The organism is Rhizobium sp. CB3090 (assembly GCF_029714285.1).
GTDB lineage: Bacteria > Pseudomonadota > Alphaproteobacteria > Rhizobiales > Rhizobiaceae > Rhizobium.
This window is the reverse complement of sequence record NZ_CP121663.1, coordinates 1,746,525-1,767,790: the sequence shown is the minus strand read 5'-3', so window position 1 is coordinate 1,767,790 and position 21,266 is coordinate 1,746,525. Positions and strand designations below refer to the sequence as shown.

18 protein-coding genes are annotated in these 21,266 nt (G+C 57.0%); 9 read left to right on the top strand and 9 right to left on the bottom strand.

Features of this window, described 5'->3' with window-relative positions; translation table 11 throughout:
• Positions 1–62 precede the first annotated feature (62 nt).
• From QA646_RS26865 to QA646_RS26850, 4 genes are all read left to right on the top strand, one after another.
• Positions 63–1,541, top strand: a complete 1,479-nt coding sequence (locus QA646_RS26865; RefSeq protein WP_283059772.1) for a hypothetical protein — start codon at positions 63–65, stop codon at positions 1,539–1,541.
• 86 nt (positions 1,542–1,627) lie between these two features.
• A complete protein-coding gene (locus tag QA646_RS26860) occupies positions 1,628–2,254 on the top strand; it encodes a nuclear transport factor 2 family protein (protein ID WP_283059771.1) in 627 nt (208 codons plus the stop codon).
• Between the two features lie 33 nt (positions 2,255–2,287).
• Positions 2,288–4,390 carry a hypothetical protein gene (locus QA646_RS26855; protein ID WP_283059770.1) on the top strand — a complete coding sequence of 701 codons (2,103 nt, stop codon included), beginning with the start codon at positions 2,288–2,290 and terminating at the stop codon, positions 4,388–4,390.
• A gap of 117 nt (positions 4,391–4,507) precedes the next feature.
• The gene (locus QA646_RS26850; RefSeq protein ID WP_283059769.1) at positions 4,508–7,693 is read left to right on the top strand and encodes an adenylate/guanylate cyclase domain-containing protein; all 3,186 of its coding nucleotides are present in this window, start codon (positions 4,508–4,510) and stop codon (positions 7,691–7,693) included.
• Positions 7,694–7,839: 146 nt separating this feature from the next.
• Here the strand turns inward: QA646_RS26850 and QA646_RS26845 are convergent, their stop codons facing one another.
• Together QA646_RS26845 and QA646_RS26840 are read right to left on the bottom strand one after the other, a co-directional pair.
• Positions 7,840–8,358 carry a DUF992 domain-containing protein gene (locus QA646_RS26845; protein WP_283059768.1) on the bottom strand — a complete coding sequence of 173 codons (519 nt, stop codon included), beginning with the start codon at positions 8,356–8,358 and terminating at the stop codon, positions 7,840–7,842.
• 249 nt (positions 8,359–8,607) lie between these two features.
• Positions 8,608–9,870: an adenylate/guanylate cyclase domain-containing protein gene (locus QA646_RS26840; protein WP_283059767.1), complete on the bottom strand. Its 1,263-nt coding sequence runs from the start codon at positions 9,868–9,870 to the stop codon at positions 8,608–8,610.
• Positions 9,871–10,237: 367 nt separating this feature from the next.
• On the opposite strand from QA646_RS26840, the gene QA646_RS26835 reads away from it, so the two are divergent.
• Positions 10,238–11,404: a M20 aminoacylase family protein gene (locus QA646_RS26835; protein ID WP_283059766.1), complete on the top strand. Its 1,167-nt coding sequence runs from the start codon at positions 10,238–10,240 to the stop codon at positions 11,402–11,404.
• A 312-nt stretch (positions 11,405–11,716) separates the two neighbouring features.
• Positions 11,717–12,496: a cell division protein ZapB gene (locus QA646_RS26830; RefSeq protein WP_283059765.1), complete on the top strand. Its 780-nt coding sequence runs from the start codon at positions 11,717–11,719 to the stop codon at positions 12,494–12,496.
• A 158-nt stretch (positions 12,497–12,654) separates the two neighbouring features.
• Here QA646_RS26830 and QA646_RS26825 read toward each other — a convergent pair whose 3' ends face one another.
• Positions 12,655–12,822 carry a hypothetical protein gene (locus QA646_RS26825; RefSeq protein ID WP_283059764.1) on the bottom strand — a complete coding sequence of 56 codons (168 nt, stop codon included), beginning with the start codon at positions 12,820–12,822 and terminating at the stop codon, positions 12,655–12,657.
• 24 nt (positions 12,823–12,846) lie between these two features.
• Here QA646_RS26825 and QA646_RS26820 point away from each other — a divergent pair, with 24 nt between their 5' ends.
• Positions 12,847–13,317: a transposase gene (locus QA646_RS26820; RefSeq protein ID WP_283059763.1), complete on the top strand. Its 471-nt coding sequence runs from the start codon at positions 12,847–12,849 to the stop codon at positions 13,315–13,317.
• Between the two features lie 6 nt (positions 13,318–13,323).
• On the opposite strand, the gene QA646_RS26815 is transcribed toward QA646_RS26820, so the two are convergent.
• From QA646_RS26815 to QA646_RS26790, 6 genes are all read right to left on the bottom strand, one after another.
• Complete coding sequence (locus QA646_RS26815; RefSeq protein ID WP_283059762.1) at positions 13,324–13,662, bottom strand: hypothetical protein; 339 nt, start codon at positions 13,660–13,662, stop codon at positions 13,324–13,326.
• 644 nt (positions 13,663–14,306) lie between these two features.
• On the bottom strand, positions 14,307–15,623 hold the full coding sequence (gene repC / locus QA646_RS26810; protein ID WP_283059761.1) for a plasmid replication protein RepC: 1,317 nt from the start codon (positions 15,621–15,623) through the stop codon (positions 14,307–14,309).
• 384 nt (positions 15,624–16,007) lie between these two features.
• A complete protein-coding gene (gene repB, locus QA646_RS26805) occupies positions 16,008–17,036 on the bottom strand; it encodes a plasmid partitioning protein RepB (protein WP_283059760.1) in 1,029 nt (342 codons plus the stop codon).
• Complete coding sequence (repA, locus tag QA646_RS26800) at positions 17,033–18,256, bottom strand: plasmid partitioning protein RepA (RefSeq protein ID WP_283059759.1); 1,224 nt, start codon at positions 18,254–18,256, stop codon at positions 17,033–17,035. Before repA ends, repB begins: the two co-directional genes overlap by 4 nt.
• A 303-nt stretch (positions 18,257–18,559) precedes the next feature.
• Positions 18,560–18,925 carry a DUF488 family protein gene (locus tag QA646_RS26795; protein ID WP_283059758.1) on the bottom strand — a complete coding sequence of 122 codons (366 nt, stop codon included), beginning with the start codon at positions 18,923–18,925 and terminating at the stop codon, positions 18,560–18,562.
• A gap of 73 nt (positions 18,926–18,998) precedes the next feature.
• On the bottom strand, positions 18,999–19,481 hold the full coding sequence (locus tag QA646_RS26790; protein ID WP_283059757.1) for an Lrp/AsnC family transcriptional regulator: 483 nt from the start codon (positions 19,479–19,481) through the stop codon (positions 18,999–19,001).
• A gap of 175 nt (positions 19,482–19,656) precedes the next feature.
• Between QA646_RS26790 and QA646_RS26785 the strand changes: the two genes are divergently transcribed.
• Entirely contained in the window at positions 19,657–20,436 is a 780-nt protein-coding gene (locus QA646_RS26785; RefSeq protein WP_283059756.1) for an ATP-binding cassette domain-containing protein, read from the top strand.
• A gap of 44 nt (positions 20,437–20,480) precedes the next feature.
• Complete coding sequence (locus QA646_RS26780; RefSeq protein WP_283059755.1) at positions 20,481–21,254, top strand: transporter substrate-binding domain-containing protein; 774 nt, start codon at positions 20,481–20,483, stop codon at positions 21,252–21,254.
• Positions 21,255–21,266 lie beyond the last annotated feature (12 nt).

Below are 21,266 nucleotides of genomic sequence, written 5' to 3'. Positions count from 1 at the left end.
ACCTAAAGGGTGTTAACCCATGCCGAAAGGCCGCCTGGGGCGGCACGCGTTGTCCGCGATCGATGGCATATGAAATCCTCAATCCAGACCTGAACATACCTCTGCCGGAAGTCGAGATTGAACAGGAGCAGATTATGAGTGCCGCGCCGTTGAACAACCCACCCGTTATCGTGGACCTCACAATATGGGAGGATGATCCGGCAAGTGGGGTATTCACCACAGCCCCTAAACCGGACGTCACGCTACCGCCCCTCAAGTTTTTGATTCCAGGGGCAGTGCAGCCCGTCAGCAATGACATCAACTCCTTCGCATTCCGATATTGGACCGCCGCAGAGGCATTGAAACGAGGCGCGAATTTCTGGGCACCGATAGTCCCGCAACCAAAATGGTGGCAAAGGGGCGAAACCCTGGAGGTGCATCTCGATCGATGGGAAGATTTGGAAGCCGACTACGATCGGACCGCGTTGAATTTCTATCACGGACCTTCAGCTTGCGGGACAGTCTATTCCTGCGCGAGCCCGGATGTGGTCTGTCATGAATTGGGGCACGCCATTCTTGATGCGATCAAACCATGCCTGTGGACAGCCCACCTTCAAGAGGTCGCATCCTTTCACGAAACCTTCGGCGATATAAGCGCTATACTATGTGCGCTGCAGTTGCCGTCATTACGCCAGGCCATATTGGTGGAGACCTATGGCAACCTCTGCGGTGACTCCAGACTTTCGCGGATCGGCGAGCAATTCGGGACTGCTGTGCACGCCCTTTATCCGAAAGACGCCGATCCCAATTGCCTTCGCAACGCGTCGAGCTTTTTCGCCTATCGCGACCCGTCAAGTCTCCCTTCCAGCGCGCTGACGACGAGTCTCTCGTCCGATCCGCATTCTTTTTCGCGGGTCTTCACGGGCGCGCTATTCGAAGCATTCGCGGACATGCTGACCGTCTCCGCCGCTGATCCCACTGCGCCGACGTCAAACGAGCTGCTCGCCGTCACTCTGGAAATGAGAGACATCTTGGCCGGAGGCGCGATGAAGGCTCGTAAAGTTTCTGGATACTTTGCGGAGGTCGCCACAACCATCGCGCTTGAAGGCGCTCAGAAAAATCATGACTATCTCGGAATATTCCTGAGCGCATTCGTTGGCCATTCCATCTTGTCGATGGAAACGGCTGCGACCATTCAGTCATCCTCGGACATTCTTCAAAGCGAATTTGACGAGATGGCGGATGAGGGGCAATTCGCTGCTGAATCGATGATTCTCCCTGCATCGCGTTACGGTCTTGCCGAGGACTTGTACGTCGAGATGGTCTCTACGCCACCGGGTTTCTCCGCGCGCAGCGCGGGCACGGATGGCAAGTCGATTGAGCAAACAAGCTTGCCGATCGCGACCGAGGCTTTTGTCGACGAGTTATTCATGACGGGACAGGTCGATTATAACGACTATGGCGCTAGGGGCTTCAAGTCCTACGGCAGACGCCGAAGCAAGACACATGAACTTGTCCGCATGGATGGCGGTCTGACTTTGCAGCGGCGGCTGTTTCATTAGCTGAGAAAGTACGAACGGACTTATGGCGTGCAAAGGGTTGTCTCGGTGGAAGACCCGCCGGGATCCATCATGGTGGGGAGGATGGGATGGCAGCCGTAACTGGAGACTTTGCAAACCGCATTCTATGCATGAAATTGGCGCTCGGCATGGCTGTCGTCATAATATCAGCCGGACCGGCCATTGCTCAATCGGCCCCTTCCGATCCAGCGTCCAACATGCCGGACTGTACCTATCAGGGCACCGACTATCTGCTGTCCGTCACCAATCCGCCCCCAGACGATCGGCAGCTCATCATGGATCTCATTCATCGATACAATTGGGCCTTGGACGACGGCTCGCTCGTCGGCGTCGACGAGATGCTGCGCGATGATGTCACCTATGAACTTTGCAACTCTATCGAAAAACAGGTCGTGTTGAAAACAAACAAGCTACAGCTTGAACAGTATCTCGAAGATCTTTCGAACGAACTGGATAAAAACCGAAGCATGACTAGGCATATCGAGAGCAACACACTTCTCAATGCGGTCGACGCGAATACGGTGCAAGGAAAAACGACCGTCGTCGTCACCATCCAGTTCGGGGGGATCGAAACGCCGGTGGTCGATTACACGGGAGCCCTTCATACCGTTTTCAAAAAGGACGGTAGCGGCTGGAAATTCTCAAGCATCATTCTCATTACGGACGGGCCCAAGATCAGCTTCAGAGCGCGGTAGTTGTTAGCTTTCCTGCGTGCCGAGGAGATGATTTTGCGGCATATTGGTCTGAAATCGATCCTGATTGCAACTATGGCAAGCTTGCCGCTCAAGACAAGCTGGCCGGGGGGGAAGCAGGCGGAGCTGGCGACCATTCACAGCCTTGCCGCACAAATGGCCGCCTTTGCAATCCTGAGGGTCGAGACTTCACGCTGCGATGAAAGTGAGCGTTGCGATCGATCGACAGGCTGCATCTCCCCCATACCTCCGCGGGAACCTGCCACGGAAGCGCTGCCTGACGATGAAAACCATCGGCTCTACGTGCGCGACCTGCAGGTTTTTCAGCTTTGCCGGCAATTGGTGCTGGCCGCGCCAACCTCAGTGAGAGCTACTGTTCAACCGATCGGCGATGACAACCGGGAGGCCGAGAACCGCAAATTCGCTGAGACGGTCGACCGCTGGAACGGCGATATCCTGTGGGCGCCTGCGTCTCAAACCAGCGATGTGATCACGCGGTTCGGTGACGAGGCGCGCGCTGTTTTCGGCCCCATTCCCGACGGTGATTGCACGGACGATGTGGCGCAAACCATACCTCTGCAGATCGACGGGAATGTGGTGGACCTGAAGCCCAATCCGGCGAAGCCTGGAAATCCGCTGGAATTCCAGCATCGCGACGCAGCCGGTTCTATCGTCAAATGGACCGACACCATAGGGCGATGCGACAAACCTTCGCTTGCCGGCAGCGTCACCTATTGCGGCATGAATTCGCGGATGAGCCGTGTCGTCAAAGGCAATATCGAATGGCTTTCCTTCTGCCGCAAATCCACATCGAGCCTCGAAATCGAGCCCGACGCCTATTGGCAAAGATCAAACCCGAAATTCTCCCGACTGGGCATCATCGGATTCAACAGAGCGACCGGAGAAATCGTGTTCTTCGATGGCACGAAGAAGCGCAAGGAGTTCGACTGGACACAGACTTTCAAGCCACCGGGCGGGCATTCCTATTCCGATCGACAGGGTCGCGCCGCAGCGGAGGCGCTATATGATCCGACGTTTCAGATCGCATGTTCGGCCTGTCACGACAACAAGAATGCTTATGTTGTCGATCCACATATCGGCATGGCAAGGGTTGGATATTCATCCGACACTGGCGAGCGGAGAGAGCGGGCATTCAGTCTGGGTAACTATCTGCCTGGCACGCCACGCAACGATAATTCGCCATTCCGCATCATTGGTTCGGGCTATACCAGCACTCACGCCGCCGCAATCCGACGAGCGAAAACGGTCGCCGATCCCAACGGCAACTGCACCAGATGCCACACGCTGACGACACAGGTTACCGGGCAACGCTTTGCCTCCGATGCCGTTGCACAGGATCCGTGGATTTCGCGGCCGCGTTGGGCGCAGCTTCTGCAGCTACGCGCCGAACAAATGAAACTCCATGAGATCGATAGCCACAGGACGGATTGGGCGCGCCAGTCCGGACAGGGAAAGATCCATCCGTGGATGGTCCCCATCGACGGCAATGACCTGTCAACCTCGATGCCGGAGATCAGTTCCGACGACTGGCATGAACTCAGCAATTGCCTTTGGGACGCCGGGGGAACTGAATGCGGTTACCGGCCGCTTTACACGGAATGCCCCGCACCGAGCATGGGATCGCGGGGCAACAATACCAAACCCGTGGATTTTGCCGCCACATCGCTTCCTCTCCCACCGGGAGAACAGGGCGGCGACCGCAGGCTTCGATTGCACTGGAACTATCTGAACGATCTGGGTGGTGTGCCGGAAAGAGATGATGTCCGCTTCGATGTCGCGCTCAACTCAGTGCCAATCCCATCATCCGCCCAGCCGCCGGCGGAGGATGATTATCCGACGATGGCCGAAACCGAAGGCAAGGATTTCGTCGCCCTGGAGAGCGAGATCGGCAAATCGGGCGCAGCGATGCTGATCCGCAACATCGCCTATTTCGGACATGTAAAATTCACCGAACCAACCCCATCGCTCACCCCGCGAGAGTTCAGGCTGGATCTCCCAGCCCAATGTAATCGCCGCTATCTGGCCCGGATTCTTCCCAAGAGATTCTGTTTCGATCAAAGCGGCATCAAATATGCCGAGGAGGGCGATCTGCTTTATGCCGACGTTCGATGCGACTAGAAGCGGCCCTTTTATATTTGAAATTACTTATGCAACAACGGCTAAAAATGCTAAACTTCAGGGAGGGATATCCGAAGATAAGAGGCAAAGGCATGCACCGTTTCACTGGGGGATCCAATGGACGATGTACGGGAATGGCTGCGCGAACTGAGGCTCGATCATCTCGCCGACATATTCGCCAAGAACCAAATAGATTTCGACAGCCTCCGCCTTCTCTCCGAAGGGGATCTGCAGGATATGCGGATTCCTCTGGGTCCACGCCGGAAGATTCTGGCGGGCATCAAGCTATTGAACAGCGAGCCCGACGCGGTACTGCCGTCGCCGGCGGTCGAACGCCGGCAGTTGACGATATTGTTTTGCGATCTCGTCGGGTCCACGGAGTATGCGACGCAGCTTGATCCGGAAGACTTCAGCCATCTTACCCAAACCTACCTGGCAGCCTGCACGCTCGCGGTAAAAAGCCATAACGGTATTGCTGCAAACTATATCGGCGACGCTTTCCAGGCCCTGTTCGGATATCCGATTGCCGAAGAAGATGACGGCGAACGCGCATTGCGCCTTGCTTTCGATATCCTGCGCATCGTGCCGCAGATCGAAGTGCCGCAGGGACCGCCTCTGCGCGTCCGGATCGGGATAGCGAGCGGATTAGTAGTGGTCGGAGATTTTGTCGGAGCGCCCGCCGGGGTTTCGACGGTCGCTCTCGGCTCGATCCCGAACCTAGCCCAGAGGCTGCAAACGCTGGCCGAGCCGCAGACGATACTGACCGATCAAAAGACCTATGAGATCACGGCCGGCGCATTCGAATTTGCCGATCTCGGGCTGCGGACGCTCAAAGGATTTTCGTCGCCGCAGCAGGTCTGGCGTGCCGAAAAGGCGAATATTCTGGAAAACCGTTTTGCAAAAAGAACGCGGTTGACCGAACTCGTCGATCGGCGTGAGGAAATGACGCGTGTCCTTAAACTCTGGCGCGACGTGATTTCCGAAAAGCGCGGCCAAGCGCTCCTGATCTCCGGCGAACCGGGAATCGGCAAATCGAGGCTGGTCTTCGAGGTTCAGCGGCAAATTCCGCAATGCACAGTGCTGACACTCCAGTGTTCCAGAGCCTATTCGAACACCGCGCTCTTTCCTTTCCTCAGCCTGCTTAAGCGCTACGCAGGCATCGCGGCCGACGATGCCCCTAATGTATTGCTGGATAAGCTCAAAGCTGTCCTCGCGCTCAGCGAGGTTCCGATTGCCAGCTCGCTGCCCATTTTCGCCGAGCTGCTGTCCATCGAACAGGCAGGCGTCCCGATCTCCGATTTGACCGCCGCGCGCCAGCGCGATGTTTCGCACAGAATCCTGATCGACTGGCTTCATCACATTTCTCGGATCAGTCCGGTTCTGCTGTCGATCGAAGACGTTCACTGGATCGATCCTTCATCGCGCGAGGTCGTTGGGATGCTTGTCGGAGAAGCCATCTCATTTCCGATGCTGATCCTGATTACCTCTCGCGAGACATCGCTCGGCAATGACAGGGAACCGGAGCCTTTGTGCAAAATCGGCTTGGAGCGGCTGAGCAACGACGACGCTGCTATGCTCGTCCGTCACATCGATGAAGGCAACAATCTGTCCGACGAGACGAGCCTGTCGCTATTGGCCAAGGCGGAAGGCGTTCCGCTCTTCGTCGAGGAGCTTGCCCGTGCGGTGCTGGAAACGGTGCCTTCCGCCGACGGGGACCTGTCAGGCCGGCAAAAATCCACGCTTTCCGTGCCGAGCTCCCTGCAATCGTCATTGCTCTCGCGCCTTGACAAGATCGGCCCGGCAAAGGCGGTCGCCCAGATTGCTGCCGTGGTCGGACGCGAATTCGATGCGAAGCTTGTCGCACATCTCTGCGGTATTGCACGTCCCGTCCTCGACGCAACACTTAGCCGGCTCATCGAGTCAGGCCTGGTCATACCGCAGCTGTCAGCGGGCGGCCAGAACTATGCTTTTGCGCATGCGCTCCTGCAGGAATCGGCCCGGGATACGCTGCTGCGTGAACGATGCCGGGAACTCCACGGCCAGGTTGCCGAAGCAATCGAGCAAATCCACCCGAAGCTTGCGGCGGAGCATCCGGAAATCCTGGCACAGCATTTCGCCGAAGCCGAGCTGTTCGAGCGGGCCGCCGATTGCTGGCTTGCCGCGGGGCTCAATGTCGGCAAGACATGGGCGAAGGTCGAGGCGGCGAACATGTTTGCGAATGGCTTGGAATGCCTGGCCAAATTGCCGGAGTCGCCCGAGCGCGACAGGAAGGAGCTTCGTCTGGAACTGGAGCGCGGCGACGTGCTCTATGCGACATTCGGCTATGTTACCGCCGGAGGCAGTGCCGCCTACCGCAATGTCTTGCGGCTCAGCGAAAAACTGGAGGATTCCGAAGCACCGATCCGCGCGCTCGACGGCATCTTCGGAACAGCGTTCAACTCTGCCCGCTTTGCAGATGCACTCTGGGCAAGCGACCAGCTTATCGATATCGGCAGAATTCGCAGCAGCCTCAGAGCCGCGGTCCTTGGAATGCAGTTCAAAGGCATGACGCTCTTTGCACAGGGCCACTTCACACAGGCCCGCGAATATCTCGAGGCGGCGCTTCGCTATATCGGGCACGCCGATGAGATCGGCAGTGATTTTCCAAGCATGGCGATGTCTTATCTTGCCTGGACCCTGCAATTGATCGGCCTGGATCAGGCGGCCATCGAATTGTACCGCGATGCGGAAGCCGATGCGCGCCGGCATTCCGCCTACAGGCTTGCCGCCTGCCTCGGCAACGGCTGTATTCTCCACGCATTCCGTGGCGACACCGGGCCGCTGCACCGCATGGTCGACGAATTATCCGTCCTCGCAAAGGAAAACGGCTTTCGCATGTGGCAGAACATGGCCTCCTTTTTCCACGGCTGGCTGATGGTCCGGGTGGATAATGATCCACGCGGCCTGGAAAAAATGCGGCATACCTGCGACAATCTTGGAGAGCAGGAGATCGATAAATCCTGTTACCTCGGCCTGCTCGGAGATTGCTATCTGCAATCAGGTGATCTCCATGCGTGCCTGGCAACTCTGAACCAGGCGCTTGAGCTGGTTGCCAGCACCAGCGAAAACTATTTCACGGCCGAGTTGTTGCGTTTAAAAGGCGAAGCTTTATCGCGTCTGGATTCTACCGATGGCGAGGCGGAGGATTGTTTGTACAGCGCCATCGAATTTGCCCACGAGCAACAAGCGCGAATGTGGGAGATGAAGGCTGCAGACAGCCTCAATCGGATCCAGGGACTGAAAACGCGCAAGCCAAACGCGTGAACCATCCGGCTCAACGAGCAAGTATCGCTTGCCTGCGCGACGACCGCGTTCGAAACGACGCGGTCATCATGTATCCACTGATAGCGTCCAGGGCGTACCTTCGCTCACGGCAAGGTACGCCCTGGTGAAATGCAATGGAGATTTGCTTATTCTATCGTGCTCAGCGTCACTGACGTACCGGTAGCGGCGAGATTGAGCCCGAGTTGCCCGGTTACGCTGATTGTCTGAAGATGGATGGAGCCGGAGGTGCCGCCGACAAGAATGTTGGCGCCGACGCCGGCACCGAGGGTCGCTTCGGCGGTAATGCCCTGATAAAGACCACTCAAGGCACCGTGATGATAGCCGGCTGTCGGGGCAAAGACGAGCCAGACAAGCCGGCTGCGGGTTGTGAAGCCGAGATCGACGCCCATTTTTCGGATAGCACCGGTATAATGGTCCACACGCTCCTTCCCGACGGTCGAGCGGAATACACAATCAACTTCCTTGGCCGATCCGAGTACATACCCGACACCCCCGCCGATGTCGCACGTAAGATAGCCGATCTTCACGCCATTGCGCTCGTCCGGTTCCACGTAGGTTGTCTGCAAGTCGGCCGCACGCGCCGCCGCGGCACCGGTGACGATCAATGATGCTGCTGAAAATGCCGTCGCGAGTAATTTTTTCATCTTTTCTCTCCTTGTCAGAGTATGCGGGGTGTAAGGCACCCACTTCGTCGGGCCGTTGAATCAGCCCAAACTAAAGTCCGTGATCGCAGAACGATCCCGCAAAATTGAGGCGGCTATCGTAGTTATCCCATTCATAATATAAGCGATTACGCAAAAGACGAAAGCCCCACACGCTTCACGTTTTGCGATCAGCGTTATCACATCTCGACGTGTGACAATCGAATCTAGCGTGCGTCTCGGCCGCAGGCATTACGACCGGGCTTTGTGACGTGCCACGCCATTTCCATTCGTCGCAAAAGCGAACACGTCGACCGGTTCGCCAAGACCTTTGAGGGGGAAGGCGCCGAGACTTTCCATCTCGATCTCGCAGCCTGCCATATCGACGAAAGCCTTGGACAACAGCACAGGCCGTTTGACCTCCTTGGTCAGCGTCTCCAGTCGCGAAGCGACATTGACGGCCGGACCGATCACGGTGAAATCGAGGCGGGTCCGGGAACCGATATTGCCATACATCACATCGCCGACATGGACGCCGACGCCATAGCGCAGCACCTCGCGGCCTTGCCGGCTATTTTCTTCATTAAGCGCGCCGACTGCAGCCTCCGCCTCGCTGATCGCCTGGAGGAGGTTGGCGCAGGCCATCGGGTCGCTCAGCGGAAAAATCGCCAGCAATCCGTCCCCCATGAATTTCAGGATCTCACCGCCGTGTTTCTCGATCGGCTCCGACATCGCGTCGAAATAGCCATTCAGAAGTTCGATCACATCGTCGCGCGGCCACATGTCCGAAATCGTCGTGAAGTCGCGCAGGTCGCAGATGAGTATGGCCGCGCCGACGGTGGTGCCGCTGCCGCGGGTGGTGGCGCCGGCCAGGATCTGCTCGCTGGCATGTGGCCCGACATAGGTGCGCAGAAGCGTCCGGGCCAGGATGTTTTTCAGCCTAATCTCGCTCACCAGCGTCAGGGCCGGCAGCAGATCCTTCAGGAAAGTAACGTGCTCTTCGGTGAAGCCGCCGGGTATATCGGCGGCAAAGGTGACGATGTGGCGCTTGCCAAGCGTGTGGTAGATCGGCCAAGCGATATAGTCGGTCAATCCTTCGGCACGCATTTCCTCGTAAAGCGGATAGGCCGGCCGATCGGCCTTATCCAGCTTTTCGAGATTCTGGCGGACCTCGGCGGCACCGTTGAATATCTCATTGATCGGACTTGCCAGAAACTGTGGTGTCGTCTCGACCCCATAGCTGAACATGCTGATGTTCGCCTCATCCAACCCCGTGCGCCAGAGAATTCGTGCGCCGAGCCATTGCGGGTGAAGCGTTCTGAAATGCATTGTTGCCCTGGCAACGGGGATGCCGGCCGCCCGCAGTCTCACGCATAAATCCACGAGAATATTGTCGATGAAGCGTTCGTCACGGGTATCATGCACGAGCCAGTCGAGGATATTGCTCCGTCTTGTCGGCCATATACCAAGGCTCTCGACAGGCGAGCCGGCCGCCTCTTCCGGTGAAAATTGCATTATCCATACCTCACGAATAGCTGATCTGTCGTTGCGCTGCGATCCACGCCGGAGTGCGAATATACGCCGATTGTCATTTGCCTGGAACGACAATTGGTCCCTGTCGGTTATTTTATAAACCGTAGCGCGAACCTATACCGCATCGTGCGGTCCAATGCCGAGGTCGTCCGTGCTAATACACAGAGCAAGCCCATTTGCGCCTATTGACCGTCGGCTCCGGACCAGACTGCACCACGATGTCCTCCGGCCACCTGCAAAGGTGACTATACTCATGTGCTGCTGATCGCTATCTCTGATACAGATCCGCTCAGCCGGTACGGCGGCAATTTTTGAGCGCCAGTGTAAGACCTTCTGAAGGAGACTATTCATGAACCCGTCCGAAGCATCTCGCATCATCGCGGATGAGGCCAAGACCTGGCGCCGCGAGATACACCAACATCCTGAGCTTCTATTCGATCTGCCACGCACATCGGCAATGGTGGCGGAAAAGCTGAGGGCGTTCGGCTGCGACGAGGTGGTGACGGGATTCGCCAAGTCCGGCGTCGTGGCGACGATCTCTGGCAGCAAAGGCAATGGCAAGACGATCGCGCTTCGCTGCGACATGGACGCGTTGCCGATGTCCGAACAGACAAATCTGCCCTATGCGTCGAAGATACCGAACATGATGCATGCCTGCGGACATGACGGTCACACCGCCATGCTTCTCGGTGCCGCCAAGCGCTTTGCCGCCGAGCGCAATTTCGCCGGCAAGATCGTTCTGATCTTCCAGCCGGCAGAAGAGGGCGGCGGTGGTGGACGCGTCATGCTGGAGGAGGGGCTGCTCGATCGTTTCGGCATCGATGAAGTCTATGGCATGCACAATCAGCCGGGTCTCGCCGTCGGTTCGTTCGCTATCCGCAGCGGCCCGATGATGGCTGCTGGCGATCGTTTCGTCATCACCATCAACGGACGAGGCGGCCATGCGGCCTCGCCGCATCTCGCCCGCGACCCCGTAGTTGTCGCGTCGCATGTGGTCGTCGCACTCCAATCGATCGTGTCGCGCTTTACCGATCCGTTCGACCCTGTCGTCATCTCCGTCACCTTCATCAGCGGTGGCGACCGGAAAGCCCTGAACGTCATTCCGCCCGCAGTCGAAGTCGGCGGCACGGTCCGCACGATGCTGCCGGCGACACGCCGGGCCGTCGAACAGCGGTTTCGCGATGTGGTGACTGGGACCGCGAAGCTCTATGACGCGCAGGCCGAAATCGATTGGCGCCCGGGATATCCGGTGACCGTCAACAACGCCGAGAAGACCTTGGTTGCGATTGCCGCTGCCAGCAGCGTCGTGGGTGCGGAGCGCGTCGACGGCAATTGGTCGATGACGATGGGCTCGGAGGACTTTTCCTACATGCTCGAAAAGCGGCCCGGCGCACTTATCTGGCTCGGCAACGGCGACAGCGCCGATCTGCATAATCCGGCCTATGACTTCAACGACAATGCGATCGCCTACGGCATCGATTATTGGGCTGCCCTGGTTGCGCAGCAACTATCGTAGTTAGGCGCAGGAGGTATTTCGATCGCTTCAGATTGAAACTTGGAGACTACCCTGAACCCGGGTGGTCTCGATCCTGACCCAGTCCAGCTCCAACGATATCCGAGGACCGTAAATCAGTAAGTGGGGCATTTTGGTTGGCGGACTTTCGCCGAGGACCGTAGAGAAGTGTGCACAAGCGCGTGGTCTGCGATTTGATTTCCGGCGCTGGGATTCCTTGGCTGGGGCAAATCATGATTCAGTCTCGGGATGGCAAAGAGACGGCTTCCCTCCCCTGAGCATGCCGAGACGCTTTCGCTGAAGGCGTTGCGCAGTTTGGTGACCGGCCTGCTGGAAAGAGCGGAGCAGGCTGAAGTTCGCCTTGCGAGACTTGAGGCCGAGAACGCGGCCCTTCGTGAAGAAAACGCGGCGCTTCGCCTGGAAAACACCCGTCTGAAGGCCGAGAACCAGCTTTTGCGCGACGAGATCGCGCGGCTGAAGAACCTGCCGCCACGCCCGCCGTTTCGCTCCTCCGGCATGGATAAGGCAACGGATGATAAGCCGGGCGGTCAACAGGCCGGCAAGAAGAAGCCACGCGGCCCGAAGCTCGATGTGAAGCGGGTCAGCCGGGAGGAGGTTTTACGTGCAAACGTTCCGGCCGGCTCGCGCTTCAAAGGCTACAAAAGCTGCTTCGTGCGGGAATTGGTTCTCACGGCCGAGCTTGTGCACTACCGGCGGGAATGCTGGATCATGCCGGATGGGAAGACAGTGATCGCACCGTTGCCCGTGGGGATCATGGGTGGCTACGGCCCGAACATCCGGCGGCTTTGCCTGATGCTGCATGCGCAAGGGCAAGTGACGACTGGGCGGCTGACGACGTTGTTGAATGATGTCGGCGTCGAGATCTCTAAGCGTCAGGTCGTGCGCCTTCTGACCAAAGAGCTGGATGGGTTTGTCGCCGAGGATGCGGCGGTGCTGCATGCCGGCCTGGTGTCGTCCTCCTATGTCACAGTGGATGACACCGGCGCCCGCCACGCTCATGGTAACTTTTATACGACGCAGATCGGCGGCGACCACTTTACGGTCTTCCGCACCACGAATCGAAATCGCGACTGAACTTCCTGTCGCTGCTGCGCGGCAACTACCGGGATTATGTCCTCAACGACGCGGCATTCGACTATCTGGAAGAGCGCCGCGGCGATCCGGGCCTTGTTGCCAGACTGCGCACTTTCGAGCCGCAAGGCTTCTGCAATCAGGTGCCGTTCCTGGAATATCTAGCCGGCAAGGGCATCGATATTTTCGACAGGCAAGGGATCGGGGTCCTGGCCGAAGCTGGTCTGTGGGGTTCCCTGCGCCATCACGGCCTGCTGGGCGACATGGTGATCGTCTCTGACGATGCCGGGCAGTTTCGTGTCGGCAATCATGCCCTGTGCTGGGTCCATAGCGAGCGCCTTCTGCAAAAGCTGATGCCGGCCAAGCCGAAGGAGGCGCGAGCGGTCGCGCTGGTGCGCGATCTTATCTGGCGATTTTACAAGGCGCTGAAGATCTGGAAGCAAAAGCCTTTACCACAGGCAATCCCAGGCTTCCGACGACGGTTCGACAGGATCTTTACCCTGCACACTGGCTATGACGCCCTCGATCAACTGCTGACGCGCCTGCATCGTCGAAAAGACGAGTTGCTGAAGGTGCTCGAGTGTCCACATATTCCATTGCACACGAACGCGTCGGAGAACGACTTGCGGGCCTTTGTCACCAAACGCAAAATCTCGGGCGGTACCTTAAGCCGGGACGGCCTCGTTGCGCGCGACACCATGCTCGGTCTGATGAAGACCTGCAAAAAGCTCGGGCTGTCCTTTTATCGCTATCTCGGCGACCGGCTCGGCATCGCCGGCCAGATCATCCCGCCACTGGCAGGCCTTGTCGCGGCGAAAGCTTGAGCGCTGCTACCTGGTGCCGGGCTTTGCAAACGGCACGACACGACCGTCTTCGGACGCTTCTCCATCCAGACCATGCCGGGCCACAAGCGTCAGCAAGGACGGTGACACGTTCCAGTGCTTCTCATCGTCGGTGTGAACCGTCACGGTCTTGCGATTGCGGCGGATGACGATACCCCTGATCGTTCTTCCATCCGGCCCGTCGAACATGACGCCGCTGCCGATCTTGATCTCTCGCAGAGCAGCGGCGGTCTTTTGCTGATGCAGAAAATGCAGCCGTTCGACGATACGTCCATGCAGCGCCATCAGCGTGGCTTCGTCGAGCCCCTCGATATCGATCTCGTGCATCTTGCCGCTATCCCCTCTGGTTCCAATGCCGTCTTATGCTCTACCATCGATTATGGTAGAAGAGCACCGACGGCACAATTGCCCAGCGCTTCGGCAGCGCCACCAAATCTGCCCTTTTTACCGTAAATCATGGCGGCACTGGTCGAGCTTAAGCAAGGCTAAATAATTGTTAAAGCTGAGCTAAGCTGTCAAACGGAAGTAATTCCGGCTTTTATTTCCGTCACTCAATATTCCGTTTTCAGGGGCTAACTTCGATCGTTGGCGTGTCCGGGAGAAAGACGATCTGCAGCCGAGCCAAGTGCTGAAGTGAGATCGATTTGATGAGAATGAGGTTACTATAATAACGATCGAACGCAAAGCGAAATAGGTGACATAATGGATCTTTTGGCGCGGCATCGCCCGCAGCGGGATGAGCGAAGGCCGCAAGGAGCGGAAGATCCGCTGTCCTTCGAGAGCTTGCAGTGGTTCACATAAATGTCCTTCCCTATTCAAGTTCGATTGGTGTGAGGTAAGCTCTGATGCCCGGCCATGGCTCGGCTATAACGACGCTCTCGCCAAAGATTTTGGGGAAGCAGACAAGTCCGAGATTGTTGCGGGAGATCGCGTCGCGCCAAATTTTCGCTGGAGCGTGCGGGATGATGTTTTCATGCTGCATCCCGCACGAGCGACCTTTGGGAGCGTGCCAAAGTCATTAGCATTGGACCAATAGCGAACTCACCACGTTGCGCTCTTCGCGTCAGATTACGCAGATAACCGCCTGCCGAATTGATGTGCTCTGCTCTCTGCAGCATGCAAGCGATGACAGTTGCTGCATTTTGAGGTCCCATGACATCGCAAGCTTCCTGGTAAGCAGACGGACTGATGTTTAACATGGTGCGGATGACGGTTGCTGCGGCCATGAGATCTCGCCAGCTCTCAACTTTGCCAGCATGGCCATAGGATACGACCTCAGGGCAAGCCTGGATCACAAGGTCGAGGGGGAAAGATTTTAGCGGCTGGGCAGAGGGATTTATGGGGCTTTCCGAGATGGTCACGTGATATTTGTCGTCTGCTGATCCTGAGAGAGAGTGAGAGTGCGGACCCTCTTGGTTGTCGCATAGAGTGAGAGTTTCGTTCGCCATCGAGTCCTGAACTGGCTGCGCGCTGGAGGCTGGTTCAGATTCAAGAATGTTTTTAGAATCTGTATTCTGTATATGGCGCTCAGTTTGGGATTCTGTGGCGCTTTGTTTTTGTGTTTCTAGCTGCTTTTCCAATCGGATAACGATTTCGCTGCGGAGCATCTCCAGCTCGTCGAGAACCCCGTTTAAATCGCGGATATGCGGACCGCGCGGAATGGCGTCCACGATCGAGTGGAATGTCGTTTGGATCATTGTCCAGTCGCCCGGCGCTTGTTCCTGAAGGGCGATCTCGATCAGCTTTGCGATGTCACGACGGCAAATCGATAGGCGCTCCTTGGTGATACGCAAGCGTTGGCGTTCCGCGACGATGAGTGCCGCGTTGGCAAATATCTCATCGGCACGTGCAATGAGAGACGCCACACTGAAGCCGAAGGCCTCATGGATTTCGCCTTTCCGGTCGCGCCGCGCATAGCGTTTGCCGTTAGGACTGTCTTTCCGGATCAGCAATCCCGCCGCCACCAAAGCAGCGAGATGACGTCTTAGCGTCGCCGGCGCAATCCCATGCGCTCTTAACGACAATTGCGCATTGGATGGAAAGACCACCAGGCCGTTTTCCTCGGACAAGGCATTTTCCGGATAGAAGCTCAGCAGCGCGTTCAATACGGCAAGAGCACGGTCGGAAATCCCGTAAATGCTTCTGGCTTCGCAGAGGGCGCGAAACAGTTTCCACTTGTCGATCGATTTGCCAGGTTCGATGTCCTTGGCGTCATACTGATTTGACAACATGCCAAGCGTCATCGACCGCCGCCCGAACGGCGTCGTTATGAAATTTGTATTGTGCATATCTTCGCCTCTGATCGCAGGCAAAGCGAATACGGCCACCGAAACGACTTCGATGCATTGACAACTGATTCGGGGGGAGCTATTGATATCTTCGCTACAAGAATGCAAAGGCTCTCGAATGGTTCGCCGTTTGGGGGCCTTTTCTTTTTGCCGTCGCTTACCTTTCTCTCTTCGTTTCAATCATGGTTTCTCGGCATTTGACCGAGTTATTTCCGCTGGTTAGCGGATACCAAACAGATCGAAGGTCGCGGCAAAAGAGCAATGATATCTTCGCTACAAGAATACAAAGGCTCTCGGATGGTTCGCCGTGAGGGCTTCTTCCGTTGATAAGTTATTCCAAATCCGCGCAGGACACGGCGATAAAACCCTGTCAGCTGACAGGGTCTATGCATCATCCTGTTTGTCAGCGGCATCGAACTTCGCGATCAATGCCGGTATTTCGCCTTCGAGGAAAGCTGCAAACCGGATGCCTCGCTCGCTCTCAGGCACAAGCTTCAGCTCCTTTTTCGAAATCTGAAGTCTTGCCAGGGATTTACCGCGTCCATCACGAAGATTTTGACCAGGCAGGCGGGCCGCGGGGGTCTTCAATACCCCCAGGGCCTGACTGAACCGGTCATTCGACATCAAGCGTAAAACCCTGTCATCTGACAGGGTTTCTCTGATTGCCCTAACTGCATCAGGCTTGGCTTTTAACGACCCGCCGAATTCGACCCATCGCGGCCGCCCAATTTTAGGCGCCCTGCCAATGGCCTCGATGATATCGAGCGGGACGACACGATAGACGGATCGCATCCGCGCGAGCTCTGCGTCGTCTATCCCAAGTGCCGCGTAAATGTCTCTCGGGCGAATGCCGGCTTCGTCCATGCGCCACGCAAAAAGCGCTCGTTCGATCCAGCTCAAGTCCTGACGCGCGGCGTTCTCGATGCCCTGAACGACAACAAGGTCTCGATCGGACATCTCCAAAATCAACGCCTTGACCGGGCGCTGAAGTTCACGCGCGGCGCGCAAGCGGCGATGCCCGTAGATCACCTGATACCGTCCCGTCAACGTCGGATGAAGGCGGACCTGAATGGGGATCTTCTGCCCATCTTCCTCGATGCTCTTCTTGAACTCCGCAAACGACCCATCATTGTCGTCAGGAAGCCGGTCGGGAAAAGGTGACGGATCGATCAAACCCGCATCGATCTCGGTCGAGCCGCCTGAGCCAGCCTCGAGCATGGCAAGAAGCCGGTCGCGCTCGTCCCTGATGTCGCTGATAGCCTTATGAGTGGCACCAATAACGCCGGCTCCTACGCGTGCAGCCGCGGACGGAGGTGCCTGTTGTTCAGCAGGCTTCTGCGTATCGGCATTGATACCGGCTGCGAGCAGTCCGAAGCTTGCAGCAAGCGACGATCTTTTTGGGGACTTCGTCATCGCCTCCCCCAACTGGCTTTGATCAAATCCAGGATTGCATCGTTTACCGCATCCATCGCGTCGCGAGCACGGCGATGCGTATCGCGGCCGACTTGGCCCATCTCCAATTCGTATAGGCTTCGCTTGGCGAGACCCGCGGCCTCGACTGCCGTGCTTTCGACCACCGTCGGCAATATGACATCGTCGCCGAAAAGATGACGAAGCATGGCCACCACCTGCGACTGCGGCTGGTCGTTCGGGTCATGGCGGGTGATGAGATAGCGGAAAAAATCCTGCTTCAACACGGCGCCGCTCTCACCCAGGACCTGGATGAGATCTCCCATCATCAACAGGAATTGGCTCATCGACGATACGTCGAGCATTGCCGGGTGGACGGTTACAATCATCCCCGTCGAGGCGTGAATGGCGCCAAGCGTCAGAAACCCGAGGGAAGGGGGCGTGTCGAGGATAACCACATCGTAACGATCCTTGACCTCGTCCAAGGCGAGCTTCAGCCGTTCGAAGAACATGCCCTCGCGGCTGCCCAATCGCTGCGCCAGAATACGAGGCGTTTCGTGCTCGTATTCCATAACTTCGAGATTGCTCGGAATGAGATCGATGCCGTCGAAGTAGGTCCGATGGATGATCTCTTTCATCGGACGGCGTTCGTCGTCATACCGCAAAGCAGCATAGATGGTCTCGTTGGCCTGCACGTCGATCTCGGGCTGGAAGCCGAACATCGCCGAAAGCGAAGCCTGAGGATCGAGATCGATCGCGAGAACACGATAGCCGTGGAGCGCGAGATATTGTGCAAGGTGGACGCTGGTCGTCGTCTTGGCACTACCGCCTTTGAAGTTCGCGACCGCGAGCACCTGCAGATGCTCATTGCCTTGCCGGTAAGGCAGGAACCGCAAAGCATCGGAAGGCTTCTGCTCTGCGAACATGGTGCGCAACTGATTGATCTGTTGCAGCGTATAGGCGCGGTGGTTGTTTTCAAGCCGGCTGGGAACCGGTCCACGGCCCTCATTGGACAATAGCTTAAGCGTCGAGTCGGGAATGGAGGTCAGTTTGGAGACCTCATTCGTCATGAAGTATCGCAGGCTCTTTTCCGCCTTCGGCGGATACATGCGGGTCCGCAAAGCCTGGAGCTGGTTCGAAAGCATGCCGGCATGCCGGACGATCTTCGTCGCCGCATCCTCTGAAAAAGCATTCTCCTGCTCGATTTGTTTTGTTAGCGCCATTTGTCCCTCTTGGCGGCCTACACTCGTTCTATCGGCCGCCACCCGCCAACAAGGACATGATTCTGCGTTCTACGTCCAGCAAAATCAGGTTAGCGCAATCTTAACGCCATTCCCCGGCTAAGAAACGAATCACGATTTTCGTTGTGTTCTCCGTCTCTTAGATGCTTCGCCCGGTGAAGCTCCCATCTGGGTTAGAGCTTTCGTATAAGTAGAAACGTTTGCGTTCGAGCGGCTCGAATTGGCCTTCGAACCTCCGACACTATGATGAGTCGCGACTCGTTTTCGTATGGATCGCCAAGTGGTTTATGAGCCGCGATCTTTCAGGGCCTTCAGGAATTCCAAAAGTACGACCGCATGGTTATGAACCGGATCCTTCGCGCCATACACCAGTGTCACAAGTCCATCGTCAAAATGGAGCAGTGCCTGCACCGCCGGGTTGGACGCCAGCTCTTGCCGGTATCTTTCTCGAAAGTCCGCGAACCGCTCGGGCCTGTGACCAAACCATTTTCTGAGCTCCGGCGATGGAGCCACATCCTTGACCCAGTCGGTCAGTTTCGCATCTTTCTTGGAAAGGCCGCGTGGCCATAACCGATCGACAAGCACTCTTTGACCGTCTTCGTCCGAAGGATCGTCGTATATACGTTTCAGTTTTAGAAGCGAATGAGCCATTCCGGGAGCCCTCGCTATTTCAGAGCATATCGGTGATTACATAGGCAGCGGCCATCACTACGGCAACTGCACTCTACCGTCCGCGATCATCGTCCGTCAGCGGGACGAACATGCCGAGTTTAACATCGCGCAGTACCACATTGGTATGCATGCGGCGGATCTGCGGGTTTTCCGCCATGATCAGAGCTGCGATGTCGTCATAGTGTTCGACATCGCAGGCGGTGACGATGGCGATCAGGTCCACCGCCCCGGTCACGTAGTAGACCTGCTGTATATGATCCTGTTTTTCCGCCCAAATGCGGAACTTTGCCAGGGCGTCGTAATTGTCGCGCTCGATCTCCATTCCAACGATGAACACCATCGGCGTGCCGGTCGCCTTTCGGTCGACGATAGCGACCTCGGCTTTGATGACACCGTCTTCACGCAGGCGTTTCAGCCGCCGCTGCACGGCCGAGGTCGAAAGCCCGACCTTTTCAGCTATGGTTTCCGCCGTGAGCTGGCAATCGCGCTGAACGATGCCCAGGATATCGCGATCGAAACGGTCCAGTTTTTCCATGTCTGTTCCTTCTGTCCCCCTGGTGGCCAATTGCCTTCTGAGTTGGGCATTGCGTCATATTTGATGCGTCAGAAACGAATTTCTGCATATTTTACCCAAATTGATCAGAATTTGCGCGCAAAAACAGCGTGCCTTAGCGATATTCTCCGCAAATTGCTTTTCACTGGAACCATATATGACAGAACCGTCTCCCCAAGCCCTTCAAGTGGATAATCTCCACAAGAGCTTTGGCCCACATGAAGTCCTTAAAGGTGTTTCGGCGAAAGCCAGCAAGGGCGATGTGATTTCGATCATTGGTTCGTCGGGCTCCGGCAAGAGCACCTTCCTGCGCTGCATCAACCTGCTGGAAATACCGGATCGCGGGCGCATCGTCGTGAATGGCGAAGAAATCGCCTGGAAGCCCGGCCGCGACGGACTGATGCAGCCGAAGAGCTGGCGGCAGATCGAGAGGCTGCGCACCGGTCTCGGCATGGTCTTCCAAAGCTTCAATCTCTGGGCCCATCGGACCGTGCTTGAAAACGTCATTGAAGCGCCCGTACATGTCTTGGGTGTCTCGCGCCGCGAGGCTGTCGAAAAGGCGGAAGCTTTGCTCAGCAAGGTCGGCCTCTACGACAAGCGCCATGCTTACCCTGCCTTCCTCTCCGGAGGGCAACAGCAGCGGGCCGCAATTGCCCGTGCGCTTTGCGTCGATCCGGCCGTGATGCTCTTCGACGAACCGACCTCGGCGCTGGATCCGGAATTGGTCGGGGAAGTGCTCAAGGTTATCCGTGATCTCGCCGAGGAGGGCAGAACCATGCTGCTGGTCACGCATGAGATGCGCTTTGCCCGCGATGTCTCCAGTCACGTTCTTTTCCTGCATCAGGGGCGGATCGAGGAGGAGGGGCCTCCGAAACAGATCTTCGATACTCCCCTCAGCGCCAGGTGCCGGGAATTCACCGGCATGCTCGTCCACTGATCCAAACCGCCATCACAAACAACCTCACCTGGAGACTCCTGCCAATGAAACTGCTGCCCATCCTTCTTGCCGGCGCCACGCTTGTCCTTTCCGCTGTCGCAGCGCAGGCTGAGGTTCGTTTCGGCATTATGAATGAATCCTATCCACCCTTCTTCGCCAAAGACGCTTCGGGCAAGTGGCAAGGCTGGGAAATTGACCTGATGGACGCCGTCTGCGAGCAGATGAAGGAGAAATGCTCGATCGTGGAGCTTTCCTGGGATGGCCTCATTCCGGCTCTTCAGAGCAAGAAGTTCGACGTGATCTGGTCGTCGATGTCCAATACCGCGGAGCGGTCCAAGATCATCGACTTCACAGACAAATATTACAATACGCCGAGCACGCTGATCGGCCCGAAGGACGGAAAGCCAGGCGCAACTGCCGATGACGTGAAAGGCAAAACCATCGGCATTCAGGTGTCCACCATCCAGTCGGAATATTACAATAAGTATTTTGCCAAGGTCGCGGAGCAGAAGACTTATCAGACCCTGGACGAGGCGTTTCAGGATCTGGCAGCCGGCCGCATCGACTATGTCTTCGGCGATTCTCTTGCGCTTGACGCCTTCCTGAAAAGCGACGCCGGCAAGGATTGCTGCGAAAAGATGGGCGATGTGGCTGACGACAAGGAAATCCTTGGAGCCGGCGTTTCCGGCGGCCTGCGCAAGGAAGACACGGAGCTGAAGGCGAAGCTCAACGCGGCGATTGCGGCAGTCCGCGCCAGCGGCAAATACGACCAAATCACCAAGAAGTATTTCGACTTCGACATCTACGGCGCAAAATAAGCGAACCGAACG

What these genes read in the sequence shown, in the direction of transcription:
- QA646_RS26815 (WP_283059762.1), bottom strand. Translation starts at nt 13,662, where the DNA reads ATGCACGAGATCGATATCGAGGGGCTCGACGAAGCCACGCTGATGGCG.
- QA646_RS26840 (WP_283059767.1), bottom strand. Translation starts at nt 9,870, where the DNA reads ATGCAATTTTCACCGGAAGAGGCGGCCGGCTCGCCTGTCGAGAGCCTT.
- repA (WP_283059759.1), bottom strand. Translation starts at nt 18,256, where the DNA reads ATGGCGCTAACAAAACAAATCGAGCAGGAGAATGCTTTTTCAGAGGAT.
- QA646_RS26865 (WP_283059772.1), top strand. Translation starts at nt 63, where the DNA reads ATGGCATATGAAATCCTCAATCCAGACCTGAACATACCTCTGCCGGAA.
- QA646_RS26860 (WP_283059771.1), top strand. Translation starts at nt 1,628, where the DNA reads ATGGCAGCCGTAACTGGAGACTTTGCAAACCGCATTCTATGCATGAAA.
- QA646_RS26825 (WP_283059764.1), bottom strand. Translation starts at nt 12,822, where the DNA reads ATGGACCCAGCACAGGGCATGATTGCCGACACGAAACTGCCCGGCATC.
- QA646_RS26795 (WP_283059758.1), bottom strand. Translation starts at nt 18,925, where the DNA reads ATGGCTCATTCGCTTCTAAAACTGAAACGTATATACGACGATCCTTCG.
- QA646_RS26820 (WP_283059763.1), top strand. Translation starts at nt 12,847, where the DNA reads ATGCCGGCCAAGCCGAAGGAGGCGCGAGCGGTCGCGCTGGTGCGCGAT.
- QA646_RS26845 (WP_283059768.1), bottom strand. Translation starts at nt 8,358, where the DNA reads ATGAAAAAATTACTCGCGACGGCATTTTCAGCAGCATCATTGATCGTC.
- repB (WP_283059760.1), bottom strand. Translation starts at nt 17,036, where the DNA reads ATGACGAAGTCCCCAAAAAGATCGTCGCTTGCTGCAAGCTTCGGACTG.
- QA646_RS26780 (WP_283059755.1), top strand. Translation starts at nt 20,481, where the DNA reads ATGAAACTGCTGCCCATCCTTCTTGCCGGCGCCACGCTTGTCCTTTCC.
- QA646_RS26835 (WP_283059766.1), top strand. Translation starts at nt 10,238, where the DNA reads ATGAACCCGTCCGAAGCATCTCGCATCATCGCGGATGAGGCCAAGACC.
- QA646_RS26790 (WP_283059757.1), bottom strand. Translation starts at nt 19,481, where the DNA reads ATGGAAAAACTGGACCGTTTCGATCGCGATATCCTGGGCATCGTTCAG.
- repC (WP_283059761.1), bottom strand. Translation starts at nt 15,623, where the DNA reads ATGCACAATACAAATTTCATAACGACGCCGTTCGGGCGGCGGTCGATG.
- QA646_RS26785 (WP_283059756.1), top strand. Translation starts at nt 19,657, where the DNA reads ATGACAGAACCGTCTCCCCAAGCCCTTCAAGTGGATAATCTCCACAAG.
- QA646_RS26850 (WP_283059769.1), top strand. Translation starts at nt 4,508, where the DNA reads ATGGACGATGTACGGGAATGGCTGCGCGAACTGAGGCTCGATCATCTC.